Here is a 24,972-nt window from a genome sequence, read left to right as displayed (position 1 = left end):
CGCGGAGAAGCCACCGCGCTGCCTACGCTGATCACGTCCGGTCAGTGCGGTGAAGTCCCCCGCCGAGCGGACCGCCCCCCGACACCCACAGCCGAGAGGGACAGCCGTGTCCGCAGCACCCGACCGCATGCACCGGCCCGACAACGACCTGGTCGACCTGGTCTTCGACTACATGCGGGACCGGCTGCAGTACGACCCCGTCCCGCTCGACCACCCCGGTGACGGCGAGCACCTGCGCACCCAGCTGGCCGGCCTGCTCAACCAGGACGGCAACGCCGCGGCCGACGTGCTCAAGCTGTACGACCACGAGCTGTCCCGCGCGGTCATCTCCGCCGACAGCCCCCGCTACCTGTCCTTCATCCCGTGCGCCCCGACCAAGGCCGCGCTGCTCTTCGACATGGTCGTCTCCTGCGCCTCGCTCCAGGGCATCTCCTGGCTGGAGGCGGCCGGCGCCATCGCCGCCGAGAACCAGGTGCTGCGCCTGATAGCCGACCGGGCCGGGATGCCCGCCTCGGCCGGCGGCTGCTTCGTCTCCGGCGGCTCGGCGGGCAACCTGTCCGCCCTGGTGGTCGCCCGCGACACCGCCCGCCGCCGGCTCGGCGTCGGCCCGGAGGCCCGGCTGCGGATCGCCGTCGCCGACCAGGTGCACTCCTCGGTCAAGAACACCTTCAACATCATCGGCGTCGAGGCCTTCAAGGTCCCGACCGTGGACCGCCGCTTCACCGGCGAGGCACTGCGCGCCGCCCTGGCCGCCGACCCGCACCCGGAGACGGTGATCGCCGTCGTCGGCACCGCCGGCACCACCAACGAGGGCATCGTCGACGACCTGGCCGGGCTGGCCGAGGTCGCCCGCGAGCGGGACCTGTGGTTCCACGTGGACGGCGCCTACGGCGGCGCGGGCCTGTTCGCCCCGTCCGTGCGCGAGCGCTACAACGGCATCGAGCACGCCGACTCCTTCGTCGTCGACCCGCACAAGTGGCTGTTCGCCCCGTTCGACTGCGCCGCGCTGATCTACCGCAACCCGCAGCTCGCCCGCGCCGTGCACACCCAGGACGCCTCCTACCTGGACGTCCTGCACACCGAGGGCGACGAGTGGAACCCCACCGACTACGCCTACCACCTAACCCGGCGCGCCCGCGGCCTGCCGCTCTGGTTCTCGCTGGCCGTCCACGGCGTCCAGGCCTACACCGACGCCATCGAGACCGGCCTCCAGCTGGCCCGGGACACCGCGCAGCTGATCCGCGACACCGAGCACCTGGAGCTGCTGTTCGACCCGCAGCTCTCCGCGGTCTGCTTCAAGCGCACCGGCTGGACCAACGACGACTACTACCGCTGGTCGCAGCAGCTGCTCGCGGACCAGATCGGCTTCGTCACCCCGACCGGCTGGGACGGCGAGACCGTCGCCCGCTTCGCCTTCCTGCACCCGGGCACCACCATGGAGATGGTCCGGGAGATCCTGGACACCATGGCCTGATCACGGCCCGTACGGCCCCGCCGGCCCGCCCGGCGGGGCCCGTCGTCCCTACAGGAACGCCCCGCTCGGCAGGTACGGCGCCGGCGGCCGCATCCCGCGCACCCCGACGAAGCCGGCGGTCGCCGGCGTCAGCCCGACCTCCAGCCCCACGTCCAGCGCCCACTCCTGCTCGGCGGTGAGGTACTCCACCCGCGCCTCCACCCCGTCCGGCACCCGGGCCAGCGCCTCCCGCAGCAGCCGGGCCGCGATCCGCTTGCTGGTCGCCGCCAGCAGCCGCACCACCCCGCCGTCCCGGTAGCAGTAGCCGCTGCCGGCCAGCGCGTCGGCGACCAGCAGCTCCTCGAAGTGCCCGAGCATCAGCTCGTGGTCCGGGCCGTGCGCGGAGCCGCGCAGCCGACGGTCCACCGAGTCCAGCAGGTGCAGGTGGGTGGCGTTGCCGCGGTGCACCGGGATGTCGCCCGGGTCGATCAGCCCCTCCCGGTCCACCCGGCCGGTCAGCCGCATCGCCGGGTGCAGGGTGAACCCGGCCAGCCGGTAGCGGCGGGCCGCCGTTGGGGAGTCCGAGGCGCACACCATCCCGCGCAGGCAGCCCCGGGCGTGCGCCAGCGACCGTTCGAACAGCAGCCGCCCGACGCCCCGGTTCCGGGCGGTCGGCCGGACCGCGAACAGCGAGGGCATCCACAGGCCCTCGCGGCGCAACGACAGCACCACCCCGACCGCCTGCCCCTCGCTCTCCGCCAGCCAGCAGCCCCCGGGGTCGGTGCGTGCCAGGTGCCGGGTCCGGGCCAGCTGCAGCGGCGTCGGCCGGGACGGCCCCGCGGGGGCGTCGGACGGGGTGGCGAACGCGGCGCGGGACAGTTCCTGGACGACCTCCGCGTCCGCTGCGGTGTCCCTGACCTGGCGAAGGATCATGCCGCCCATCCTGGCGTCCGGCGGGCGGCCGTGGGGCCCGTTCACCCGGATCCGTGACACGGGCGGTGCCCGCTCCTCCCCGGTTGTGCGAGCATGGGGAGGGAGAGGCCCGGGTGACACGCCCGGCCCACGGAGAACCAGGCGTCGAACTGGCCGCAGAAATCCATCGCCGTCCGGGAAATGAATCCGGGCGGTCCGTGGTTGGCACTGGCGGCAGACCGTCGTCAAGACCGGGAGAAAGCAGATGACCGTCCAGGACGAGACCACCGTCGAGAGTGGCATCCTCCTTACCGATGCCGCCGCGGCCAAGGTCAAGGCCCTGCTGGAGCAGGAAGGCCGCGAGGACCTCGCGCTGCGCGTCGCCGTCCAGCCCGGTGGCTGCTCCGGCCTGCGTTACCAGCTGTTCTTCGACGAGCGCTCGCTCGACGGCGACGTGATCAAGGACTTCGGCGGCGTCAAGGTCGTCACCGACCGCATGAGTGCCCCGTACCTCGGTGGCGCCACCGTCGACTTCGTCGACACCATCGAGAAGCAGGGCTTCACGATCGACAACCCGAACGCCACCGGCTCCTGCGCCTGCGGCGACTCGTTCAGCTAGGCCTGCCGGCCTCGAACGGTGAGGCGGCCCCGGGGACTTCCCCGGGGCCGCCTCTTCGCGTTCCGGCACTCCGGTCGACGCCTAGGGCGTGTCTGACAATTCGCGTCGGACCAGCGCGCGGCTCCCCCAGCCTCCGGCCGGGAGGTACCCCCACTCCGCGCCCGGCTGGGCGTGCCGGCAGGTCGTCCTCGTACCGGGCGTACTTGGGCGATCTGCCGGTGCGTCCAGGCGGGATGCCCGGGGCCGCGCGCCCGGCGGGAATTGTCAGACACGCCCTAGCGCGCCGGGCCGTCCGGGGTGACCGGGTCCGGGCCCATGTGCGCGTCGCCCTCCAGCGGGACCTCCTGGCCGCTGGTCCGGTCCACCACCGTCCGCCCGGCCAGCGGCGAGCGCAGGTCGGCGGAGACGGCCTGCCGCTTGGCCAGCGCGGTGCAGACCTGCCCCGGCTGGACGGCCGGCGGGCCCGGCACGACCACGACGTCCACCTGGCCGGCCCGGGACTCGTCGGCCTTCAGCGCGTACGTGGTGCAGACCCCGCCGAAGAAGTAGACGGTCAGCTTGTTGCCGCCGTCCACCCGGTAGCCGATCGGCGGGCGGACGTTGGGGTTGGCCTTCCCCGTGCCAGCCGGGTCGGGCTCACCGGGGGCGATCCCGTTGGTCGGGGGAGTGGCCGCCCCCGAGGGCCGGCCGGGAGCGGGCTGGCCCGGGGTCGGGGACCAGCCGGTCGGCGGCGCCTGCCCGGACGGGCTCGCCGACGCACCCCCCTCGGACGGTGAGCCGGAGGCCGTCGGGGCCTGCGGGGAGGCGCTGGTCGAAGCCGAGGCGCTCGCGGCGGCCGTCGCCGAGTCCCCGGAACCCTTGGTGTCCCCGTTGCACCCGGCCAGTGTCACCACCGCCGCCAGCGCGGCCACCGCCAGGGCCGTCGCCCGCCGTCCGCGGCGCGGCATCGTCTCCAGATCCATCTGCACGTCCTCCCGAGGGCTCAGCGGCGCCGCCGGCTCGGCCGCTCCGCGCGGATGTGACGTGCCCCGGTCGGATCCGGTTCCGCGCCGGTCCGCAACGGATCACATGCCGTACTCGGCCATCCCGGCGACCAGCCGCTGCGCCCCGGACGGGACCCGGACGCCGACGGCCGCGGGGGCGGTCGGCTCCGGTCCGGCCGTCACCAGCGGCCAGAACCGGCGCAGCCGCCGGGAGGAGCTGACCAGGGCGTCCAGGGTCTCGCCGTCCGGGTCCGCCCGGCGGGTGTCCGTGGGGGAGGGGTTGGGCATCATCGGGCATCGCTCCGATCCAGGGCCGTGGCCGCACCGCCACGGTCGACGAAGGGCCCCGTCGGGGTCCGGCAGGGCTCCCTGCGGCCGACCCTAGGACGGGCCCGCGGAGCCCACCAGTGCTACCCGGAGGTAGTACACGTTCGAGGGTCCCGGGTGCCACCACCGCCGGGAGGGCGGCGGCAGCTTGCGGGACTCTTGCTGGCGCGGTCGCCCGGACGGGTACCGTGAGTGGGTTCAATCCACCCCCGCTGGCCCTGTTGCCATCCTGAGGAGACCCCCGTGCGTATCGCCGTCGCCGGCTCGATCGCCACCGACCACCTGATGACGTTCCCCGGTCGTTTCGCCGACCAGCTCGTCGCCGAGCAGCTGCACACCGTGTCGCTGTCGTTCCTGGTCGACGCCCTGGACATCCGCCGCGGCGGGGTCGCGCCGAACATCGCGTTCGGCATGGGCGTGCTCGGGCTCCGGCCGGTCCTGGTCGGCGCCGCCGGCGCGGACTTCGCCGAGTACCGCAGCTGGCTGGAGCGCAACAACGTGGACTGCGACTCGGTCCACATCTCCGAGACCCGGCACACCGCCCGCTTCATGTGCACCACGGACGAGGACCACAACCAGATCGCCTCGTTCTACACCGGTGCCATGGCCGAGGCCCGCAACATCGAGCTCAAGCCGATCGCGGACCGGGTCGGCAGCCTGGACCTCGTCCTGGTCGGTGCCGACGACCCGCAGGGCATGGTCCGCCACACCCAGGAGTGCCGCACCCGCGGTTACGCCTTCGCCGCCGACCCCTCCCAGCAGCTGGCCCGCCTGGACGGCGAGGACATCCGCGAGCTGGTGGACGGCGCCGCGTTCCTCTTCAGCAACGAGTACGAGGCCGCGCTGATCGAGACCAAGACCGGCTGGGACGCGGAGGAGCTGCTCACCCGGGTCGGCACCCGGATCACCACCCTGGGCAGCAAGGGCGTCCGGATCGAGCGCAAGGGCGAGGCCGCGATCCTGGTCGGCTGCCCGGTCGAGGACGCCAAGGTCGACCCGACCGGCGTCGGCGACGCCTTCCGGGCCGGCTTCCTGGCCGGTCTGTCCTGGGAGCTCGACCTGGCGCGCGCCGCCCAGCTCGGCTGCATGCTCGCCACCCTGGTCATCGAGACCGTCGGCACCCAGGAGTACGAGCTGCGCCCGGCCACCTTCCTGAAGCGCTTCGAGGCCGCCTACGGCGCCGAGGCCGCCGCGGAGATCCGCGCGCACCTGGTCAAGTAGTCCGCCGGACGACGAGGTAGGCCGAGCCCCGGTCGCCGCCGTACTCGGCGGCCGGGACCTCGCCCGCGTACTCCTGGCCGCGCATCTCGCACCAGGCCGGGATGTCCAGCCGGGCCGCCTCGTCGTCCGCCAGCACGGCCACCGTGCCGCCCACCGGCACCCCGCCGATCCGCTTCGCCAGCTCGATCACCGGCAGCGGGCACCGCCGGCCGAGCGCGTCGACCACGGTGACCGGCCCGCCCGCCGCCGGGCGCTCCGCCGCCGAGGCCGGGGCCGCGGGTCCGGGCAGGTCCAGCCCCAGCGGCGCCCGGACCCCGGCGACCAGTTCGGGCAGCACCGCGAGGAAGCGCTCCACGTCCGCCTTCGCCGTCCCGTACGGCAGCGAGACCCGGACGTTGCCCTCGGTGAGCACGCCCATCGCGGCCAGCACATGGCTCGGCGTCAGGGTGGAGGAGGTGCAGGAGGAGCCGGAGGAGACCGCGAAGCCGGCCCGGTCCAGCTCGGTCAGCAGCACCTCCCCGTCCACGTACAGGCAGGAGAAGGTGACGAGGTGCGGCAGCCGCCGCACCGGGTCCCCGACCACCTCGACCTCCGGCACCAGCTGCGGCACCCGGGCGCGGATCCGCTCCACCAGCGCGTGCAGCCGGGCGTTCTCCCGGTCGGCCTCGGCCCGCACGGCGCGCAGCGAGGCGGCCGCGGCCACGATCGCCGGGACGTTGACGTAGCCGGGCACCCGCCCGCCCTCGCGTTCGTCGGCCGGGAGCGGGGAGGCGTACCGGACGCCCTTGCGCACGGCGAGGACCCCGACCCCGGGCGGTCCGCCCCACTTGTGGGCGCTCGCGGTCAGCAGTGACCAGCCCGCCGGGACGTCCACCCGCCCGGCGCTCTGCGCCGCGTCGACCAGCAGCGGCACCCCGGCGTCGGCGCACAGCGCGGCGACCTCGCCGACCGGCTGGACGGTGCCCACCTCGTGGTTGGCGCTCTGCAGGGCGGCCAGCGCGGTGTCCGGGCGGAGCAGCGCGCCGAAGGCCGTCGGGTCGACCCGGCCGGAGCGGTCCACCGGGGCGACCGAGACCTCGCCGCCGGACGCCTCGTGGCGCTCCGCGACGTGCAGCACGCTGGAGTGCTCCACGGCCGAGTGCACCAGGTGCCCGCCGCGCCGCCGGTTCCCGGACAGCGCGCCCAGCAGGCCCAGTTGGACGGCCTGGGTGCCGCTGGCGGTGAAGGAGACCTCGTCGGGCCGCGCGCCCAGGACGGCGGCGACCGTCTCGCGGGCGGCGTCCAGCAGCATCCGGGCCTGCCGGCCGGAGCGGTACAGCCGGGCCGGATCGGCCCAGCCCTCGTCCAGGGCGGCGGTCAGGGCCTGCCGCGCGACGGGGTGCAGAGGGGCCGTCGAGGCCACGTCGAAGTACACGGTGCCATTTAACGACACCCCCGGGGGCGGGCGGCAGCGGTCGGAATGCTCACCGGCCGTCAGTCGATCATCCCGAATGTCCGCTTCGTCCGGTCCCGACGGGCCGTCACCCGCGTTGTTCGAGGTCATCCCCCGATCGGGCGTAAGGACCTCGAATGCCTACGATGACCTGCGACGCAGCCCCCGCCGGGCCTGATCGGGCGACCGGGCGGCGCGTTACCGGGGGCTGCCCGTCAGGAGCGCATAAGGCTGGAGTAGGGTTTGGCCCGCATAAGCATTCAAACCGTGCCCGTGGACGGGTCGCCGGAGGGGCTCACACTCCCCTCCCGGTGCGACGCGAAGGCGGGCGAGACTTCGGGAAGGCGCTACGTGAGTCCCAACGGCTCCGACCGCTCGCCGCGGCGCACGATGCGGCGGAAGCTGCCTCAGGCGCTGGCACTGGGCCTCGTCATCGCGACCGCCACCGGCTGCTCGGCCAACGACCTCCCCAGGCTTGGCCTCCCGAGTCCGGTCACGAAGGAAGGACCCATGGTCCTCCAGATGTGGCAGGGCTCCTGGATCGCGGCTCTGGTGGTCGGCGTACTGATGTGGGGTCTGATCATCTGGAGCGTGATCTTCCACCGGCGCAAGCGCACCGGCGTGGAGATCCCCCCGCAGACCCGGTACAACGTGCCCATCGAGGCGCTCTACACCGCGGTCCCCATCATCATCGTCTCGGTCCTCTTCTACTTCGTCGCCCGTGACGAGTCGAAGCTGACCGCCGTCTCCGCCAAGCCGCAGCACTACGTCAACGTGGTGGGCTTCCAGTGGAGCTGGGCGTTCAACTACGAGAACACCGAGACCCCCGACCCGGCCAACAAGGACGCCGCGTACGACGTCGGTACGCCCAAGGACGCTCCGACGCTCTGGCTGCCGGTCAACGAGACGGTGCAGTTCCGGCTCACCTCTCGGGACGTCATCCACGACTTCTGGCCCGTCAACTTCATGATGAAGATGGACGTCGTGCCGGGCGTGGTGAACAAGTTCGAGGTCACGCCGACCGTCAAGGGCGAGTACATGGGCAAGTGCGCCGAGCTCTGCGGCGTCGACCACTCGCGCATGCTCTTCAACGTCAAGGTCGTCGATCGCGCCGACTACGACAAGCACCTGGCCGAGCTTCGCGCGAAGGGTCAGGAAGGCGCGGTGCCCTCCGGCGTCATCACCATGGGAAGTGAAGCGAAGTGACCATCCTCAACGAGCCCGCCGCGGCCGGCGGGGGCGCCGAGGCCGTCACGGTCGGGGCGCAGCGGACCCGGAAGCCGGGTTCGACCATCATCAAGTGGTTGACCACCACTGACCACAAGACGATCGGCACGATGTACCTCGGTACGTCGTTCGCCTTCTTCCTGATCGGTGGCATCCTCGCCCTGGTCATGCGCGCCGAGCTGGCTCGTCCCGGGACCCAGATCCTGTCGAACGAGCAGTTCAACCAGGCGTTCACGATGCACGGCACGATCATGCTGCTGATGTTCGCGACGCCGCTCTTCGCGGGCTTCGCGAACTGGATCATGCCGCTCCAGATCGGCGCCCCGGACGTGGCCTTCCCGCGTCTGAACATGTTCGCGTACTGGCTGTACCTCTTCGGTTCGACCATCGCGGTCTGCGGCTTCCTGACCCCGAACGGCGCCGCCGACTTCGGCTGGTTCGCCTACTCCCCGCTCTCCGACGCGGTGCACTCGCCCGGCGTCGGCGGCGACATGTGGATCATGGGTCTGGCCTTCTCCGGCTTCGGCACGATCCTCGGTGCGGTCAACTTCATCACCACGATCATCTGCATGCGCGCTCCGGGCATGACGATGTTCCGGATGTCGATCTTCGTCTGGAACGTCCTGCTGACCTCGGTGCTGGTCCTGCTCGCCTTCCCGGTGCTGGCCGCCGCGCTGTTCGCCCTGGAGGCGGACCGCAAGTTCGGGGCCCACGTCTTCGATCCCGCCAACGGCGGGGCGATGCTGTGGCAACACCTGTTCTGGTTCTTCGGCCACCCCGAGGTGTACATCATCGCGCTGCCGTTCTTCGGCATCGTGTCGGAGATCATCCCGGTCTTCAGCCGCAAGCCGATGTTCGGCTACTCCGGCCTGATCGCGGCCACCATCGCGATCGCCGGTCTGTCCGTGACGGTGTGGGCCCACCACATGTACGTCACCGGGCAGGTGCTGCTGCCGTTCTTCTCCTTCATGACCTTCCTGATCGCGGTCCCGACCGGTGTGAAGTTCTTCAACTGGGTCGGCACCATGTGGAAGGGCTCGCTGAGCTTCGAGACGCCGATGCTCTGGACGGTCGGCTTCCTGGTCACCTTCCTCTTCGGTGGTCTGACCGGTGTCCTGCTGGCCTCCCCGCCGATCGACTTCCACGTCTCGGACTCGTACTTCGTCGTCGCCCACTTCCACTACGTGGTCTTCGGCACCGTCGTCTTCGCGATGTTCGCCGGCTTCCACTTCTGGTGGCCGAAGATGACCGGCAAGATGCTGGACGAGCGCCTCGGCAAGATCACCTTCTGGACGCTGTTCTTCGGCTTCCACACCACCTTCCTGGTGCAGCACTGGCTCGGCGCCGAGGGCATGCCCCGTCGCTACGCCGACTACCTGGCCTCGGACGGCTTCACCACCCTGAACACCGTCTCGACCATCGGCTCCTTCGTGCTCGGCCTGTCGATCCTGCCGTTCCTCTACAACGTCTGGAAGACCGCCAAGTACGGCGAGAAGGTCGAGCAGGACGACCCGTGGGGCTTCGGCCGCTCCCTGGAGTGGGCGACCTCCTGCCCGCCGCCGCGGCACAACTTCCTCACCCTGCCCCGGATCCGCTCCGAATCCCCGGCCTTCGACCTCCACCACCCGGAGATCGCCGCGCTGGACTACCTGGAGAACCACGGTGAGCCGGCCAAGCACCTCGCCGGTGTGACCCCGGCGAAGTACGACGCCCCGAAGCTGGGCAAGGGCAAGCAGGAGGGTGACGCCTGATGAAGGAACAGGGAAAGATCTTCCTGGGCCTGTCGGTCTTCGTGCTGGCGATGGCCATCACCTACGGCCTGTGGACCAACCACTCGGGCCCGGGCCTGGAGGCCGCCGGTACCACCGCGCTGTTCCTGGCCTTCGGCCTGTGCGCCTTCATCGGGTACTACCTCGCCTTCACCGCCCGCCGGGTGGACAGCGGCGCGGGTGACAACCCCGAGGCCGAGGTCGCGGACGACGCCGGCGAGCTGGGCTTCTTCGCCCCGCACAGCTGGCAGCCGCTGTCGCTGGCGCTCGGTGGCGCGCTCGCCTTCCTGGGCGTGATCTTCGGCTGGTGGCTGATGTTCTGGGCGGCCCCGATCATCCTGATCGGCATCTTCGGATGGGTCTTCGAGTTCTACCGGGGCGAGAACCAGAACCAGTAGGTTCCACAGGTTCCGTCACCGACACCAGGGCCGGTCTTCCCGCACGGGGGGACCGGCCCTGCTGCGTCCGGAGAGTGACGGCCTCACTCAGCCGGGTGAACGGAACGTCGCTCGGATGTCGCTCGATCCGGGCCGTTCCTACGATCTGAGCAATCGTGCGAATAGTGCGGACCCCTCGGAGGCGGTCATGGCCGACAGGCGCGGAATCGCAGGCATCGGCAGTATCTCGCTGGCCCTGGCAGTGCTGGCGCCGCTGGCCGCGTGCTCGCACGGCGAGGACGAACCCGCCGGCCCGCACCGGATCGACGCGGGGCCGCTCGTCCACCTGTCGGCCGAGGGCAAGGTCGACCCGTCGAAGCCGGTCACCGTGACCGCCGTGGCGGGCAGCCGGCTCACCGACGTCACCGTGGTCGGCCCGGACGGCCGGGTGGTGGCCGGCCGGCTCGCCGACGACCAGCGCAGCTGGCAGACCACCGGGCGGCTGAAGGCCGGTACCGCGTACGCCGTCCGGATCGCCGCCGACGACGGCCGCAACGGCCGCGGGGACACCACCCAGAACTTCAGCACCCTGGCCGCCCAGCGCCTGCTCACCGCCGAACTCGGCCCGGAGACCTCCGGCAGCGGCGTCTACGGGGTGGGCCAGCCGCTCACCGTGAAGCTCTCCGAGGCGGTGAAGGACCCCCAGGCCCGCCAGGAGGTCGAGCGGGCGCTCACCGTGACCTCCCAGCCGGCCGTCACCGGCGCCTGGTACTGGGTCGACGACACGCACGTGCACTTCCGCCCGGAGGAGTACTGGCCGGCCGGGACGACCGTGGGGCTGGCCTTCGACGGCACCGGCAGCCGGATCTCCGACGGCCTCTACGGCGGTGACCGCAGCTCGCTGCGGCTGCGGATCGGCGCACGGGTCGAATCGGTGGTCGACGCGGCCGCCCACGAGCTCACCCTCAAGCGTGACGGCGAGGTGGTCCGGACCATCCCGGTCACCACCGGCAAGCCCGGCTTCGACACCCGCAACGGCATCAAGGTGGTGCTCGGCCAGGAGCGCTCGGTCCGGATGAACGGCGAGACGATCGGGATAAAGGCCGGCAGCTCGGAGTCCTACGACCTGGACGTGCTGTGGGCGACCCGGGTCACCTGGAGCGGCGAGTACGTCCACGCGGCGCCCTGGTCGGTCGGCTCGCAGGGCTACGAGAACGTCAGCCACGGCTGCACCGGCATGAGCACCGACAACGCCAAGTGGTTCTACGACAACACCCGGATCGGCGACCTGGTGACGGTGGTGAACAGCCGCGGCGACACCATGGAGCCCTTCGGCAACGGCTTCGGGGACTGGAACGTGTCCTGGACGGACTGGGTCAAGCACAGCGCCCTGGGACAGCCCGTGAGCACCACCGTGCCGTCCTCCCAGGCCCCCGCCGCGGGGATGGCCCGCCCGGAAGTCTGAGCGGGGCGCCGGGGGCCCGTCAGGCCCCGGGGTAGGCCAGGCCCAGGGCGGTGACCACGGCGGCCAGGGCGTCCGGCCGGGACAGCCCCAGCCGGCTCGCGCGCGCCGCGTACTCGGCGGCGGCCTCGGCGGCCAGCCGGTGGGCGGTGTCCCCGGTGGCGGCGATCAGGGTGCCGCGCCGGCCGTGGGTCTCCACCACGCCGTCCGCCTCCAGCTCCTTGTAGGCCCGGGCGACGGTTCCGGCGGCCAGCCCCAGCTCCTCGGCGAGCGCCCGGACGGTGGGCAGCCGGAGCCCGGTCGGCAGTGCGCCGGCGCGGGCCTGCTCGGCGATCTGGGCGCGGATCTGCTCGTACGGGGGAGTGGCGGCGGCGGGGTCGACGGACAGCTGCACGGGTGGCTCCTGGGGCGGCGCGGGTACGGGGCTGGCAGACGGACAAAGCCCGAGGGCCGCCGACCAGATGAACTCTGGTCAGCGGCCCTCGGGGGTGACGCGGGGTGCGTACGGGATCAGTGGTGGCCGTGGCCGCTGGTGATCTCGTGGTGCTCCTCGGCGGTGGGCTTGGGGATCTGGCTGCCCTCGCCGTAGAAGCCGCGGGAGAGCTTGGCCCGGGTGCGGGTGAGCGCGCCGGCCTTGCGGGCCACGCCGTTCTCGTCCGTCTGGGCCGGCAGCTCGACCGGCTGGTTCTGGTCGTGCGCCGTGAGGGTGTGCAGGTCCTTCGCGGGCAACTGGGCGTGCACCTCGACGAACTCACCGTGCGGCAGGCGCTTGATGACACCGGTCTCGCGGCCGTGCAGCACCTTCTCCTTGTCGCGGCGCTGGAGGCCGAGGCACCAGCGCTTGGTGACGATGAAGGTGACGACCGGCACCACGAAGAAGCCGGCGCGCACGAAGTAGGTGATCGAGTTGATCGACAGGTGCAGGTGGGTGGCGAACAGGTCGTTGCCACCACCGACCAGGAGCACCAGGTACAGGCTGATCCAGGCGGCACCGAGGGCGGTGCGGACCGGGGCGTTGCGCGGGCGGTCCAGGATGTGGTGCTCGCGCTTGTCGCCGGTGATCCAGCCCTCGATGAAGGGGTAGACCGCGATGGCGACCAGGACCAGCGGGAAGATCATCAGCGGGACGAACACACCCAGGTTCAGGGTGTGGCCCCACAGGCTGATCTCCCAGCCCGGCATGACGCGGATCAGGCCCTCGGAGAAGCCCATGTACCAGTCGGGCTGGGCGTCGGTCGACACCTGGTCCGGACGGTACGGGCCGTAGGCCCAGATCGGGTTGATCGTGGCGATCGCCGAGATGGCGGCGATGATGCCGAAGACCAGGAAGAAGAAGCCACCGGCCTTGGCCATGTAGACCGGCATCAGCGGCATGCCGACGACGTTCTTCTCGGTCTTGCCCGGGCCCGCCCACTGGGTGTGCTTGTGGTAGAAGACCAGGATCAGGTGCGCCACCAGCAGGCCGAGCATGATGCCCGGGATCAGCAGCACGTGGATGGTGAAGAACCGCGGCACGATGTCGTGGCCGGGGAACTCGCCCCCGAACAGGAACATCTGGATGTAGGTGCCGACCAGCGGGACCGCGAGGATCGCGCCTTCCATGAAGCGGATACCGGTGCCGGACAGCAGGTCGTCGGGCAGCGAGTAGCCGAAGAAGCCGTCGAACATGCCCAGGACCAGCAGCAGGAAGCCGAAGACCCAGTTGATCTCACGCGGCTTGCGGAACGCGCCGGTGAAGAACACGCGCATCATGTGCACGAGCATCGCGGCCACGAAGACCAGGGCGGCCCAGTGGTGGATCTGGCGGATCAGCAGACCGCCGCGGATCTCGAAGCTGATGTCCACCGTCGAGGCGTACGCCTCGGACATCCCGATGCCCTTGAGCGGCACGTACGAGCCGTTGTAGACGACCTCGGCCATCGACGGCTTGAAGAACAGCGTCAGGTAGACACCGGTCAGGATGATGATGACGAAGGTGTAGAGGCAGATCTCGCCCAGCATGAAGGACCAGTGGTCCGGGAAGATCTTCCGCAGGTTGGCCTTGGCGAGGGAGTAGATCCCCAGCCGGCCGTCCGTCCAGTCCGCCGCGGACTCCCACTTGTTGGCGGGGTTGGCGCGCGTGCTGGAGGGCTTGGCGGCACCGGTCTTGGTGCTGCTCGCGCTACTCATCGAGCACGCTCCCAGAAGCTCGGGCCGACGGGCTCCGCGAAGTCGCCGGTGGCGACCAGGTGGCCCTTGTCGTCAGTGGTGATCTTCAGCTGCGGCAGCGGGTGGCCGGCCGGGCCGAAGATGACGCGCGCGCCGTCCGCCAGGTCGAAGGTCGACTGGTGGCAGGGGCAGAGCGCGTGGTGGGTCTGCTGCTCGTACAGGCTGATCGGGCAGCCGACGTGGGTGCAGATCTTGGAGTAGGCGAGGATCCCCTCGAAGCCCAGCTCCTTGGACTTGTCGTCCTTGATGTCGTCCGGCGCGATGCGCACCAGCATCAGGGCGTCCTTGGCGATGCGCTGCTGGAAGTCCTCGTCGTGGGTGGTGAGACCCTCCGGCATGGCGAAGGTCAGCGAGCCGACCACGAGGTCCTCGGGCTTCATCGGCTGCATGGTGCTCATGTTGACGAGCGCCAGCGGGGCGGCCGGGGTGGCCTCCTTCCAGCCGGTCTCCTTGAGCTTCTTCTCCGGGAGCGGCCCCAGGTCGCGGAGCAGGACCACGCCGGAGAGCGGGACCAGCGCCATCGACCCGATGAGGGTGTTGCGGATCATCTTGCGGCGGCCGAAGCCGGACTCGGCGGCACCGGTCTTGAACTGCTCGATGACGTCCGCGCGGACCTCGTCGGAGGCCTCGATCGGGTGACGCTCGGCGGGCAGCTCGACGTCCGACATCAGGGTGCGGGCCCAGTGGACCGCACCCGCGCCGATCATGAACAGCGCGACGCCCAGGGTCAGGCCGAGCGCGAAGTTCAGCGCGCTGACGTGGCCCAGCGGGAAGATGTAGACGATCTTGTCCGGGTCGATGGCCACGTACGAGGCGATGAAGCCGACGGTGGCGAGCATCGAGACCACGAACATCAGCGAGACCTGGCGCTCGGCCCGCTTGGCGGCCCGCTCGTCGATGTCGGTGCGACGCGGCTCGTGGGCCGGCAGGCCCGGGTCGGCGAACGGGTCGCCGTGGCCGGCCACCTCGCCTGCGGAGCCGTGCGGCTCCGGGAGCTTCTCTTCTGACATGTCGTGGCTCATGACTTCTTGGCCTTGGTGGTGTGGGCGGCGACCCAGATCGCGACCGCGATGAGCGTGCCGAGGCCGAAGATCCAGCCGAACAGGCCCTCGGTCACCGGACCGAGGCTGCCCAGGGTGAGACCGCCGGGGTTGGGCTCATCGTTGGTGGTGTGGCGGACGAAGGCCACGATCTGCTTCTTCTGCTCCTCGGGCATGGTGCTGTCCGGGAACGACGGCATGTTCTGCGGGCCGGTCTGCATGGCCTCGTAGATGTGCTTGGCGTCCACGCCCTCCAGGGTCGGGGCGAACTTGCCCTTGGTCAGGGCACCGCCCTGGCCGGCGAAGTTGTGGCACTGGGCGCAGTTGGTGCGGAACAGCTCGCCACCCTTGGAGATGTCGTCCGGGTTGGTCGAGGTGTACTGCTTCTCCTCCGGGGTCACCGGGCCGGGACCGAGGGAGGCGACGTAGGCGGCGAGCTGGTCGATCTCGCCCTGGGTGTAGATGGCCTTCTTGCGCGGCACCTGGGCGCCGGGCTGCTGGGCCGGCATGCGGCCGGTGCCGACCTGGAAGTCGACGGCGGCCGAGCCCACGCCGACCAGGCTGGGACCGTCGCTGCTGCCCTGGCCGTTCAGGCCGTGGCAGGAGGAGCAGCCCACGGCGAAGAGCTTCTTGCCCTCATCGATCGCGAGCGACTGCGCGGCGACGTCGGCCTGCGCCTTGTCGGCGGGCGCGAACGCGGCGTACAGCCCCCCGGTTGCCGCCAGGGCGAGAAGTAGGACGACCAGCGCCGCCAATGGGTGGCGCCGTCGTGCGGAGAGCTTTTTCACGGAATAACCCCGGTGTCAGGATCTGGTCGACTGGTGGGTGCACCCGGCGGCCGGTCTGGCCGGCACGAGGCTGCCTGTCCAAGGCTGCGCGCGCGGTCGGTCGGTGGGAGCGTCGGCACCGGCAGAAGCGGCCCGTCGCCGGTGAGGGCGGGGGCCGCAGCCGGTGGCCAGCGACCTGATCAGCTGGTTACTTGATCAGGTAGATGGTCGCGAACAGGCCGATCCACACGACGTCGACGAAGTGCCAGTAGTAGGACACGACGATCGCGGCGGTGGCCTGCTCGTGCGTGAAGCGCTTGGCTGCGTACGTCCGTCCCAGGACCAGCAGGAAGGCGATCAGACCACCCGTCACGTGCAGACCGTGGAAGCCGGTGGTCAGGTAGAACACCGTGCCGTACGGGTCCGAGGACAGCGAGAGGCCGTCCTTCTTGACCAGCTCGGTGTACTCGTAGACCTGGCCGCCGATGAAGAAGGCGCCCATCGCGAACGTGATGATGAACCACATCCGGAGCTTCTTCACGTCACCGCGCTCGGCGGCGAACACGCCGAGCTGACAGGTGAGCGAGGAGAGCACCAGGACGGTGGTGTTGATCGAGGAGAACGTCACGTTGAGGGCGTGCGCCTTCTCGGCCCAGAACTCGGCTCCCTTGACGGAGCGGAGCGTGAAGTACATCGCGAAGAGGGCCGCGAAGAACATCAGCTCGGAACTGAGCCAGACGATCGTTCCGACGCTGACCATGTTCGGTCGATTGACCGATCCGTGCGCGTGCCCGGTTTCTGTTGCTGTTGCTGTCGCCACGACGGACATTATGTCGGTCCCTTATTCCGTCTTCACGTCGGGGGGTGTCCCTCGGAGTGTCCGGTGCGTGCGGTATGCCCGCTTGGGCGGCCGTGGGAGGCCCGGGCGGGGGCTGAGCAGCGGCGTGTCCCTTTTCTGACGGTTCCTCTGGCGGGCCCACGACCCCCTTGCCCGGCGCGTCGTTGCCCGGACGGCGCAGCGGCGGGTTGTAGGGGAGGGGGCGCCGCATCGGCCGTCCGGGTGGACCGGGCCGGACCGGGTGACGGGCCGTCCTCCGGTCGGGTGAGCGGTGGGCGCGGCGGCTTGAGGGGGAACGTGCCCGAGGGGGACCGGCGACGGGGGAAACGGGAGTAGCATCCGGATCAGGTGAACGTGGTCCGGATCACACTTGAGGGAGCAGGGTCCATGGCGTACACGACCGACGAGACGCTCACCGTCCTCGTCTACAGCGACGACCGCAACACCCGTGAGCAGGTGCTGACGGCTCTCGGCCGTCGGCCCGCCGAGGATCTTCCGGAGCTGTCCTACCTGGAGTGCGCGACCACCCCCGCGGTGCTCAAGGCGCTGGAGAAGGGCGGTGTCGACCTCTGCGTGCTGGACGGCGAGGCGGTGCCGGCCGGCGGACTGGGGCTCGGGCGCCAGCTCAAGGACGAGATCTACGGGTGCCCGCCGGTGCTGGTGCTGATCGGCCGGCCGCAGGACTCCTGGCTCGCCGCCTGGAGCCGGGCCGATGCCGCGATCTCCCGCCCGGTCGACCCGGTGGCGCTGGCCGAGGCGGTCGCCACCCTGCTGCGGGCCCGGCTGGCCAAGCGGGCCCCGGCCACGCGCTGAGCGGTGCCGTCTCAGTACTGGAGAAGAGGGGGTCGGGAGGGCCCCGCCGCTCGATAGGCTGGCTCCATCCGTACGGACGTCCCCCGGACCGGGGGAACCGACAACAGCTGGAGTCAGCCATGGTGAACGTGAACCCTGCGAACGGTGGTACCGACCCCGCGCAGGTGGTCCGCACCTGGCCGGACCTCCTGACGGTGCTGTTGAAGGGGGAGGACCTCGACCGCTCGTCCACCGCGTGGGCGATGGACCGGATCATGAGCGGCGAGGCGTCCCCCGTCCAGGTGGCCGGGTTCATGGTGGCGCTGCGGGCCAAGGGCGAGTCGGTCGAGGAGATCGCCGGTCTGGTCGACGCGATGTACGAGCACGCCGAGCCGCTGGACATCCCCGGCCCGGCGGTCGACATCGTCGGCACCGGTGGCGACCGGGCGAAGACCGTCAACATCTCCACCATGTCGGCGATCGTCGCGGCCGCGGCCGGGGCCAAGGTGGTCAAGCACGGCAACCGCTCGGCCTCCTCCGCCAGCGGCTCCTCGGACGTGCTGGAGAAGCTCGGGGTGGCGCTGGACCTGTCGGCCCGGCGGGTGGCCCAGGTGGCCGAGGAGGTCGGGCTGACCTTCTGCTTCGCGGCGAAGTTCCACCCGTCGATGCGGCACGCCGCCACCGCGCGGCGCGACCTCGGGGTGCCGACCGCCTTCAACATCCTCGGCCCGCTGACCAACCCGGCCAAGGTCACCGCGCACGCGGTCGGCTGCTTCGACACCCGGCTCGCCGGGCTGATCGCGGGGGTGCTGGCCCGGCGCGGGGCGACGGCGCTGGTCTTCCGCGGCGACGACGGGCTGGACGAACTGACCATCACCACCACCTCGCGGGTGTGGGTGGTGCGCGACGGGGTGGTCACCGAGACCACCTTCGACCCGCGGGACGTGGGCATCGAGCTGGTCGGCATCGAGGCGCTGCGCGGGGCCGACGCGGCCTACAACGCGGAGGTCGCCCGGCGGCTGCTGGCCGGGGAGCGCGGGCCGGTGCGGGACGCCGTCCTGCTGAACACCGCGGCGGCGCTGGTCGCGCTCGAGCTCGGCGACGCGCCGCTGACGGAGCAGCTCGCGGCGGGCATGGAGCGGGCGGCCGAAGCGATCGACTCGGGCCGGGCGCAGGACCTGCTGCGGCGTTGGTCGGAGGCCACCAGCCGGATCTGAGACGGCGGTCGAGGGCCCGGGTCGGTTCCGCCGACCCGGGCCCTCGGCTTTGCCTGCACCCCTTCAGTCCAAGGCGAATGTCCTGTCCGGATGGTGGATATCTGTTTGACCGTCCGACGTGCCCGACCTAGAGTCTTGGCCAGGTCATGAGCGACAGCGTCAAGCCCCAGCTGGCTGTCCGGCAACCCTCCGTCCGTGGCGGGGTGCCCTGGGTGAGGACCGGGTCGCCGGGCAAGTCGTCCGTGCGACAAGCGCGGACACCGGACGATCAGCACTCCCGGGGTCCCTTACCCCTGAAGGAGTGCATCCTCATGTCCGTCTCCGTTGACCTCCGCGCCCCGCTCGCCGTCCTCGGCCAGGACGTCCAGGTGCCGCTCGCCAGCGGTGAGAAGGTCGGCTACGCGGCGCTCGACTACGCGGCCAGCGCCCCGGCGCTCCAGCGGGTGTGGGACGACGTCGCCGCGTACGCGCCGTACTACGGCAGCGTGCACCGCGGTGCCGGGTACCTGTCGCAGCTGTCCACCGACCTGTTCGAGCAGAGCCGGCGGACCGTCGCGGACTTCCTCGACCTGCGCGCGGACGACCAGGTGGTCTTCACCCGGGCCACCACCGACTCGCTCAACCTGCTCGCCGCCGCCGTGCCCGCCGGCACCCGGGTGTTCGCGTTCGAGACCGAGCACCACGCCTCGCTGCTGCCGTGGGCGCACGCCGGACTGGAGGTCGGCTACCTGCGGGCGCCGCGCTCGCGGGCCGAGGCGGTGGCCGCGCTGGAGGAGGCGCTGGCCGCGGCGCCCGAGGGGCCGAAGCTGCTGTGCGTCACCGGCGCCTCCAACGTGACCGGCGAGCTGTGGCCGGTCGCGGAGCTGACCGCGACGGCGCACCGCCACGGCGCCCGGGTGGTGCTGGACGCGGCCCAGCTGGCCCCGCACCACCGGGTCTCGGTGCGGGAGTTGGGCGTCGACTGGATCGCCTTCTCCGGCCACAAGCTCTACGCGCCGTTCGGCGCCGGGGTGTTGGCGGGGCGGTCGGACTGGCTGGACGCTGCCGAGCCCTACCTGGCCGGCGGCGGGGCGACCCGGACGGTGGCCCGGGAGCTGGACGGCTCGGTGGCGGTGCAGTGGCACACCGGCCCGGCCCGGCACGAGGCCGGTTCGCCGAACGTCATCGGCGCCTACGCGATCGCCTCGGCCTGTCGGGCGCTCACCGAGGCCGGCTTCGACGCGCTGGAGGCCCGGGAGCGGGAACTGGTCGACCGGCTGACGGCGGGGCTGGCGGAGATCCCGGAGGTCCGGGTGCTGAACCTGTTCGGCGCCGGGTCGGCCCGGGTGGGCGTGCTGTCCTTCGTGGTCCGGGGCTGGAACAGCTCGCACTTCTCGGCCGCGTTGTCCGCCGAGTACGGCATCGGGGTGCGCGACGGGCTGTTCTGCGCCCACCCGCTGGTGCGGACGCTGCTCGGGGAGGAGGAGGTGGCTCCGTCCGAGTGCGGGGCGCCCGAGCCCTCGCTGCCGGGGGAGCGCAGCCTGAACGCGATCCGGGTGAGCTTCGGGGCGGGCACGCCGGACGAGCACGTCGAGCGATTCCTGACGGCCGTCCGTGAGCTGGTCACCGAGGGCGCGGCGTGGAACTACCGCAACGAGGGCGGCCGTTGCGTCGCCGACACCCGTCGCGAGGGCTGAGGCCCGCTCGTCACTCGTCCAGGCCGAGGGCGAAGGCCGCTTCCAGGTCGTGCTGGGAGTAGGTGCGGAAGGCGATCTGGGTCTCGGTGTGGGCCACGCCCGGGACCTTGTTGAGCCGGCCCGGGATGACGTCGGCCAGGTCGTCGTGACGGCGCACCCGGACCATCGCCACCAGGTCGTAGCCGCCGGTCACCGAGTACACCTCGCTGACGCCCTCGATCGCGGCGATGGCCTCGGCGATCTCCGGGATGCGGTCGACGCTGGTCTTGATCAGGACGATGGCAGTGATCACTGTGCGGGCTCCTTCATGGGGTGCGGTCAGCGTATCGGGCCTCAGCCGGGGCGTCTCGGGGGGTGCCCGACGACGGTGCAGGCGTACAGGAAGCCGGCCGAGAAGCCGATCACGTGCACCAGGTAGGCCACTCCGGGCCCGGCCGAGTGCACCGACCACCACTGCAGGGCGAACCAGAGGCCGAGGACCAGCCAGGCCGGGAAGCGCAGCGGGAGGAAGAGGAGCAGCGGGACCAGGGTGGTCACCCGGGCCCGCGGGTGGAAGCGCAGGTAGGCGCCGAGGACGGCGGAGATCGCCCCGGAGGCGCCGATCAGGACCCGGGTGGAGTCGGGGGAGTGCGCCTCGGCGAGTGCGAAGCCGTACGAGGCCAGGCTGCCGGCGGCCAGGTAGAAGAGGAGGAACCTGGCCCGGCCGACCCGGCGTTCGACGGTGGGGCCGAAGACGTGGAAGAAGAGCAGGTTGCCCAGCAGGTGCAGCCAGCCGGCGTGCAGGAAGAGGCCGGTGAGGGCGGACACGGCCGGGTGTTTGCCGGGGGTCGGGGCGGCGGGGCAGCCGGGGACCGGGTCGGGGGCCTCGGCCAGTTGTTCGGCGGTGAGCGGGTGGCCGGTCAGCAGTTCGGCGGGGACGGCGCCCCAGCGCTGCTCGTAGCGCTGCTCGGCACAGATCCGGGCCTGGCCGGTGCCGTACAGCGGGTTCAGGCCGGCCGCCGGGCCGAGCAGGAAGACCAGGGTGTTGAGTGCGATCAGGGCGTAGGTGACGGCCGGGGCGGGCGCCGCCGGGCGGCCGTCCCGCGCATCGGTGTGGTCGGGGGCCGCGAGCGCCATGCGGCCAAGCATTCCTCCGGACGCCGCACATGACACGACGGTTTACGGCAGGTGGACTAGCCATCAAGTTCCCCTGACCGGTGGTCGTGATGGTTGCCCCAGGCAATAGGCTTGGGCCGGGCAATCCCGTCTCCCGCCGCCGATGCCGGGGCTCCGGGGGGAGCGCCTAGCCCACCTGGGACCAGCCGAGAGGATCCCCGATGACCGTCCCCGCCCTGACCGCCGAGACGCGCTGGCGCTGCACGCTGTGCGGCAACCTCACCCGCTTCGACGTGACCCGCACCGCGCGGGTCACCGAGTTCCTCCACTTCGACCTGGCCGGTGAGTCCGCGGTCGAGGAGACCGAGGTGCACAGCGAGACGGTCGAGTCGGTGCGCTGCCGCTGGTGCAACGCGGTGGACCAGGTCGAGCTGGTGGCCCGCCCGGGTGCCGGGACCCCGGAGGCTTCCGCCGAGCAGGGCTGATCCCGGCCGGAGCGGTGGGCGGCGCGTGACGCGCCCGTCCGCCGCACGGGACAATACAGACAAGACGCACGGAGCGTGACGACAGGGGCGGCCGCGGGCCGCACCCGCTGGACCAGGATCGGAGCCGAGGACGTGGTGGACGCAGCGAGGGAGCCCGCCGACGCGCAGGGGCTTCAGCCCGCTGCGCAGGCACCGGCGCCGGATGCCGAGACGGCCCCGTCCGAGACCCCGCTCCCGGAGCCGGCCGGCGGCGTCGAGCGCACGGCGGAGAAGCTGGACCGGCCGCTGCCCGAGGGCGTGCGCCGGCGCGTGGTCGGCCTGGCCTCGGACGCGCTGGGCGGGTTGCCGCCCGGGGAGCTGCCGCAGAGCCTGCGTCAGTACGTGAAGTTCACCCCCGCGCGTCGGGCCAAGTACGCGGCCACCGCGCTGGCGGCGGCGCTGGAGTCCGAGCCGGCCTTCCGGGTGCGGATAGCGGAGCGGCTGCGGCTGGGCCAGCCGGACCTGGTGAAGGCGCTGGAGTCGGGCACCGTCCCCGGCGCCGCCGATCCGATGGACGTCGCGGCCGCCGCCTACCTGGTGCGCTCGGCGGGCTGGAGCCGGCTGGTCGCCGAGGCCGGCGAGGAGGCCGAGCGGGCCGGGGCCGAGGACGCCGCGGCGGAGGCCGGCCGGCTGGTGGAGAAGCTGCAGGCCGAGCTGGCCGAGGTGCGGGCCGCCGCGCGGGCGGACCTGGACCGCCAGCGGGCGGAGTTCGAGGGCGTCCGGCGGGAGGCCGAGTCGCTGCGCAAGAAGGTGCGGTCGCTGGAGAGCGACACCCGCCGGGCGCAGGCCGAGACCCGGCGGGTGGCCGGGGAGCTGGAGGCGGCGAAGGCGCAGGCCGCGGGGGAGCGCAGCGCGGCCGAGGGCGAGGCGCGGCGGCTGAAGCACCGGGTGTCCGAGCTGGAGACGGCGGCCGAGCAGGGCCGCCGGTCGGCCCGGGAGGGGCGCAGCGTCGAGGACATGCGGCTGCGGCTGCTGCTGGACACCGTGTTGCAGTCGGCGCAGGGCCTGCAGCGGGAGCTGGCGCTGCCGGTCTCCCAGATCCGTCCGGCGGACCTGGTCGAGGCGGTGGTGCCGGGGGCGGCCTCGCCGCACGACGTGGCCCGGCGCGGCCTGGCCGAGGACGATCCGGCGCTGCTGGACCAGCTGCTGGCGATCCCGCAGGTGCACCTGGTGGTGGACGGCTACAACGTGACCAAGACCGGCTACCCGACGCTGCCGCTGGAGCAGCAGCGGATCCGGCTGCTGGGCGGGTTGGCGATGCTGGCCCAGCGCACCCAGGCGGAGGTCACCTGTGTGTTCGACGGGCAGGACCTGGACGTTCCGGTCCTGATGGCGCCGCCCCGCGGGGTGCGGGTACGGTTCAGCCGGACCGGGGAGACCGCGGACGAGCTGATCCGCCGTCTGGTCCGGGCCGAGCCGCAGGGCCGTCCGGTGGTGGTGGTGTCCACCGACCGGGAGGTTGCGGAGGGCGTGCGGAAGGCGGGTGCGCGCCCGGTGGCCTCGGTGCTGCTGTTGAACCGGCTGGCCCGGCCCTGACCGGGGCCGGAGGGGGTGACGGCAGGTCGGGGCGGTGGCCGGGCGGGTGTGCGGATCCGGTGAAGTCCGTGGGGGAACCGGAGTTCACGCCTTCGGGGGAGTGGCAAAACGGATAGATCTTCACTAGGGTCTGGCGTCAAACCTATTTTCCGGAATCTCACCTGATCAGGTGAGTCCGATGGAAGAAGGAGCCGGTCCCTTGGCCTCCCACCGCCGTCCCAAGCAGCCGAGCCGCGCGCGGGTCTCCGTGCTCACCGCGGCCGCTGCGACCGCGGTCGCGCTCTCCGCCCAGGTGGCCGCGCACGCCGCGCCGCAGCCGAACAAGACGGACGTCAAGGCGCAGATCGACCAGCTCCAGCAGGAGCAGGAGCAGGCGGCGGAGAAGTACAACGGCGCCAAGGAGCGGGCCGACCAGCTCCGCAAGCAGGCCGACCAGCTGCAGGACCAGGTGGCCCGCAGCCAGGACCAGATGAGCCAGCTGCAGGTGGGCCTGGCCCAGGTCGCGGGCGAGCAGTACCGCACCGGCGGCATCGACCCGTCCGTCCAGCTGATGCTCTCCTCCGACCCGTCCGGCTACCTGGAGAAGGCGTCCAGCGTCCAGCAGGCCAGCGCCAGCCAGACCGAGGCGCTCAAGGGCCTGCTCGACCAGCAGCGCCGGCTGGACCAGGAGAAGGCCGAGGCGGCCGCCGTGCTGGCCTCGCTGGACTCCACCACCAAGGACCTGAACCAGGCCAAGTCGGACGTCAACACCAAGCTGAAGGCGGCCCAGGACCTGCTGAACTCGCTCAGCGCCGCCGACCGGGCCGCGCTGCGGGCCCAGCAGCAGCAGGACGACCGCGCCTCGCGCGGCAGCGACCGGGTCGACCTCGGCAACCTGCCGCCGGCCAGCGGCTACGCGGCGGTGGCCGTGGCGAAGGCGATGAGCAAGCAGGGCTCGCCGTACGTGTGGGGCGCCACCGGGTCGAGCACCTTCGACTGCTCCGGTCTGATGGTCTGGGCGTACGGCCAGGCCGGTGTCTCGCTGCCGCGCACCTCGCAGGAGCAGGGCCACATCGGGACGGCCGTGACGCTGGCCACCGCCCAGCCGGGCGACCTGGTGATCTACGGCGGGGACATGCACCACGTCGGGATGTACATCGGCAACGGCATGGTGGTCCACGCGCCGCACACCGGTGACGTGGTGAAGGTGATGAAGGCCGACGCGATGTCGATCAACACCATCCGCCGGATCTGACGGACCGACACGCCGCGGGAGCCCGTTCCGGCCCTGTGATCCGCGCCACCCCCGATCGGGGGTGGCGCTTCGGTTTGCGCGACGCGCCGGTCGGTCGGTGAGACCTGATCAGCTTTGCGTGCGCCGACGATCACCATCAGTCATTTTCACAAAAGAAACTGGGTAATCTTCCGTCTTTTTTCTGACAAGGATTTGAACGGATCACGGTTCAGTTACTAGGGTCGTGCTCCGAGCCACCGCACTGTCGATCACCCAGCCTGGGT

General features: G+C 71.7%; 24 protein-coding genes and 1 riboswitch. Of the genes, 13 read left to right on the top strand and 11 right to left on the bottom strand.

Annotated features, from left to right (window positions below):
• The first annotated feature begins 106 nt into the window (after nt 1-106).
• Nucleotides 107-1,474: a pyridoxal-dependent decarboxylase gene (locus AB0O91_RS23245; protein WP_363436149.1), complete on the top strand. Its 1,368-nt coding sequence runs from the start codon at nt 107-109 to the stop codon at nt 1,472-1,474.
• Between the two features lie 48 nt (nt 1,475-1,522).
• Here the strand turns inward: AB0O91_RS23245 and AB0O91_RS23240 are convergent, their stop codons facing one another.
• Nucleotides 1,523-2,386, bottom strand: coding sequence for a GNAT family N-acetyltransferase (locus AB0O91_RS23240; RefSeq protein WP_363436148.1), 864 nt, complete (start codon nt 2,384-2,386; stop codon nt 1,523-1,525).
• Between the two features lie 244 nt (nt 2,387-2,630).
• Here AB0O91_RS23240 and erpA point away from each other — a divergent pair, with 244 nt between their 5' ends.
• A complete protein-coding gene (gene erpA, locus AB0O91_RS23235; protein ID WP_030061066.1) occupies nt 2,631-2,984 on the top strand; it encodes an iron-sulfur cluster insertion protein ErpA in 354 nt (117 codons plus the stop codon).
• A gap of 275 nt (nt 2,985-3,259) precedes the next feature.
• Here erpA and AB0O91_RS23230 read toward each other — a convergent pair whose 3' ends face one another.
• Both AB0O91_RS23230 and AB0O91_RS23225 read right to left on the bottom strand, forming a co-directional pair.
• Nucleotides 3,260-3,946, bottom strand: coding sequence for a hypothetical protein (locus AB0O91_RS23230; RefSeq protein WP_363436146.1), 687 nt, complete (start codon nt 3,944-3,946; stop codon nt 3,260-3,262).
• Nucleotides 3,947-4,048: 102 nt separating this feature from the next.
• Nucleotides 4,049-4,258 carry a hypothetical protein gene (locus AB0O91_RS23225; protein ID WP_363436144.1) on the bottom strand — a complete coding sequence of 70 codons (210 nt, stop codon included), beginning with the start codon at nt 4,256-4,258 and terminating at the stop codon, nt 4,049-4,051.
• A gap of 279 nt (nt 4,259-4,537) precedes the next feature.
• Between AB0O91_RS23225 and AB0O91_RS23220 the strand changes: the two genes are divergently transcribed.
• On the top strand, nt 4,538-5,515 hold the full coding sequence (locus AB0O91_RS23220) for a carbohydrate kinase family protein (protein WP_363436143.1): 978 nt from the start codon (nt 4,538-4,540) through the stop codon (nt 5,513-5,515).
• Here the strand turns inward: AB0O91_RS23220 and AB0O91_RS23215 are convergent.
• On the bottom strand, nt 5,508-6,929 hold the full coding sequence (locus AB0O91_RS23215) for an aminotransferase class V-fold PLP-dependent enzyme (RefSeq protein ID WP_363436142.1): 1,422 nt from the start codon (nt 6,927-6,929) through the stop codon (nt 5,508-5,510). The two genes, AB0O91_RS23220 and AB0O91_RS23215, sit on opposite strands and share 8 nt — an antisense overlap.
• Before the next feature lie 369 nt (nt 6,930-7,298).
• On the opposite strand from AB0O91_RS23215, the gene coxB reads away from it, so the two are divergent.
• The 4 genes from coxB (at nt 7,299) to AB0O91_RS23195 (ending at nt 11,785) form a co-directional block, all read left to right on the top strand.
• Entirely contained in the window at nt 7,299-8,153 is an 855-nt protein-coding gene (coxB, locus tag AB0O91_RS23210) for a cytochrome c oxidase subunit II (RefSeq protein ID WP_363436140.1), read from the top strand.
• Entirely contained in the window at nt 8,150-9,925 is a 1,776-nt protein-coding gene (ctaD, locus tag AB0O91_RS23205) for a cytochrome c oxidase subunit I (RefSeq protein WP_363436138.1), read from the top strand. Before coxB ends, ctaD begins: the two co-directional genes overlap by 4 nt.
• Nucleotides 9,925-10,341 (top strand): cytochrome c oxidase subunit 4, encoded by a 417-nt coding sequence (locus AB0O91_RS23200; RefSeq protein WP_363436136.1) that lies wholly within the window; start codon nt 9,925-9,927, stop codon nt 10,339-10,341. Before ctaD ends, AB0O91_RS23200 begins: the two co-directional genes overlap by 1 nt.
• A gap of 187 nt (nt 10,342-10,528) precedes the next feature.
• On the top strand, nt 10,529-11,785 hold the full coding sequence (locus AB0O91_RS23195) for an Ig-like domain-containing protein (RefSeq protein WP_363436134.1): 1,257 nt from the start codon (nt 10,529-10,531) through the stop codon (nt 11,783-11,785).
• A 19-nt stretch (nt 11,786-11,804) separates the two neighbouring features.
• Here the strand turns inward: AB0O91_RS23195 and AB0O91_RS23190 are convergent, their stop codons facing one another.
• From AB0O91_RS23190 to AB0O91_RS23170, 5 genes are all read right to left on the bottom strand, one after another.
• Nucleotides 11,805-12,176 (bottom strand): GntR family transcriptional regulator, encoded by a 372-nt coding sequence (locus tag AB0O91_RS23190; RefSeq protein WP_363436132.1) that lies wholly within the window; start codon nt 12,174-12,176, stop codon nt 11,805-11,807.
• Nucleotides 12,177-12,292: 116 nt separating this feature from the next.
• Nucleotides 12,293-13,951, bottom strand: coding sequence for a ubiquinol-cytochrome c reductase cytochrome b subunit (locus tag AB0O91_RS23185; RefSeq protein ID WP_363436130.1), 1,659 nt, complete (start codon nt 13,949-13,951; stop codon nt 12,293-12,295).
• Nucleotides 13,948-15,000, bottom strand: coding sequence for a Rieske 2Fe-2S domain-containing protein (locus tag AB0O91_RS23180; protein ID WP_363436128.1), 1,053 nt, complete (start codon nt 14,998-15,000; stop codon nt 13,948-13,950). The genes AB0O91_RS23185 and AB0O91_RS23180 overlap by 4 nt, the downstream gene beginning before the upstream one ends.
• An 8-nt stretch (nt 15,001-15,008) precedes the next feature.
• A complete protein-coding gene (locus AB0O91_RS23175; protein ID WP_363436127.1) occupies nt 15,009-15,818 on the bottom strand; it encodes a c-type cytochrome in 810 nt (269 codons plus the stop codon).
• Between the two features lie 187 nt (nt 15,819-16,005).
• The gene (locus tag AB0O91_RS23170) at nt 16,006-16,626 is read right to left on the bottom strand and encodes a heme-copper oxidase subunit III (protein WP_363436125.1); all 621 of its coding nucleotides are present in this window, start codon (nt 16,624-16,626) and stop codon (nt 16,006-16,008) included.
• A gap of 396 nt (nt 16,627-17,022) precedes the next feature.
• On the opposite strand from AB0O91_RS23170, the gene AB0O91_RS23165 reads away from it, so the two are divergent.
• From AB0O91_RS23165 to AB0O91_RS23155, 3 genes are all read left to right on the top strand, one after another.
• Nucleotides 17,023-17,448 (top strand): hypothetical protein, encoded by a 426-nt coding sequence (locus AB0O91_RS23165; protein WP_188303996.1) that lies wholly within the window; start codon nt 17,023-17,025, stop codon nt 17,446-17,448.
• 119 nt (nt 17,449-17,567) lie between these two features.
• Nucleotides 17,568-18,644, top strand: a complete 1,077-nt coding sequence (trpD, locus tag AB0O91_RS23160) for an anthranilate phosphoribosyltransferase (protein WP_363436123.1) — start codon at nt 17,568-17,570, stop codon at nt 18,642-18,644.
• Nucleotides 18,645-18,786: 142 nt separating this feature from the next.
• Nucleotides 18,787-18,904: riboswitch (SAM riboswitch) on the top strand.
• A 51-nt stretch (nt 18,905-18,955) separates the two neighbouring features.
• Nucleotides 18,956-20,320, top strand: coding sequence for an aminotransferase class V-fold PLP-dependent enzyme (locus AB0O91_RS23155; protein ID WP_363436121.1), 1,365 nt, complete (start codon nt 18,956-18,958; stop codon nt 20,318-20,320).
• A gap of 10 nt (nt 20,321-20,330) precedes the next feature.
• On the opposite strand, the gene AB0O91_RS23150 is transcribed toward AB0O91_RS23155, so the two are convergent.
• Together AB0O91_RS23150 and AB0O91_RS23145 are read right to left on the bottom strand one after the other, a co-directional pair.
• A complete protein-coding gene (locus AB0O91_RS23150; protein WP_030060206.1) occupies nt 20,331-20,612 on the bottom strand; it encodes an Lrp/AsnC ligand binding domain-containing protein in 282 nt (93 codons plus the stop codon).
• A 41-nt stretch (nt 20,613-20,653) separates the two neighbouring features.
• Entirely contained in the window at nt 20,654-21,436 is a 783-nt protein-coding gene (locus AB0O91_RS23145; RefSeq protein ID WP_363436119.1) for a rhomboid family intramembrane serine protease, read from the bottom strand.
• Nucleotides 21,437-21,636: 200 nt separating this feature from the next.
• Between AB0O91_RS23145 and AB0O91_RS23140 the strand changes: the two genes are divergently transcribed.
• The 3 genes from AB0O91_RS23140 (at nt 21,637) to AB0O91_RS23130 (ending at nt 24,709) form a co-directional block, all read left to right on the top strand.
• On the top strand, nt 21,637-21,900 hold the full coding sequence (locus AB0O91_RS23140; RefSeq protein ID WP_363436117.1) for a hypothetical protein: 264 nt from the start codon (nt 21,637-21,639) through the stop codon (nt 21,898-21,900).
• 273 nt (nt 21,901-22,173) lie between these two features.
• The gene (locus AB0O91_RS23135; RefSeq protein ID WP_363436225.1) at nt 22,174-23,475 is read left to right on the top strand and encodes an NYN domain-containing protein; all 1,302 of its coding nucleotides are present in this window, start codon (nt 22,174-22,176) and stop codon (nt 23,473-23,475) included.
• A 199-nt stretch (nt 23,476-23,674) separates the two neighbouring features.
• Nucleotides 23,675-24,709, top strand: a complete 1,035-nt coding sequence (locus AB0O91_RS23130; protein ID WP_363436115.1) for an NlpC/P60 family protein — start codon at nt 23,675-23,677, stop codon at nt 24,707-24,709.
• Nucleotides 24,710-24,972: the final 263 nt, after the last annotated feature.

It is taken from the genome of Kitasatospora sp. NPDC089797 (assembly GCF_040684795.1).
In the GTDB taxonomy this organism is placed as follows: domain Bacteria; phylum Actinomycetota; class Actinomycetes; order Streptomycetales; family Streptomycetaceae; genus Kitasatospora.
Note: the sequence above shows the minus strand (reverse complement) of the source record. Positions and strands in the feature narration are given on the sequence as shown.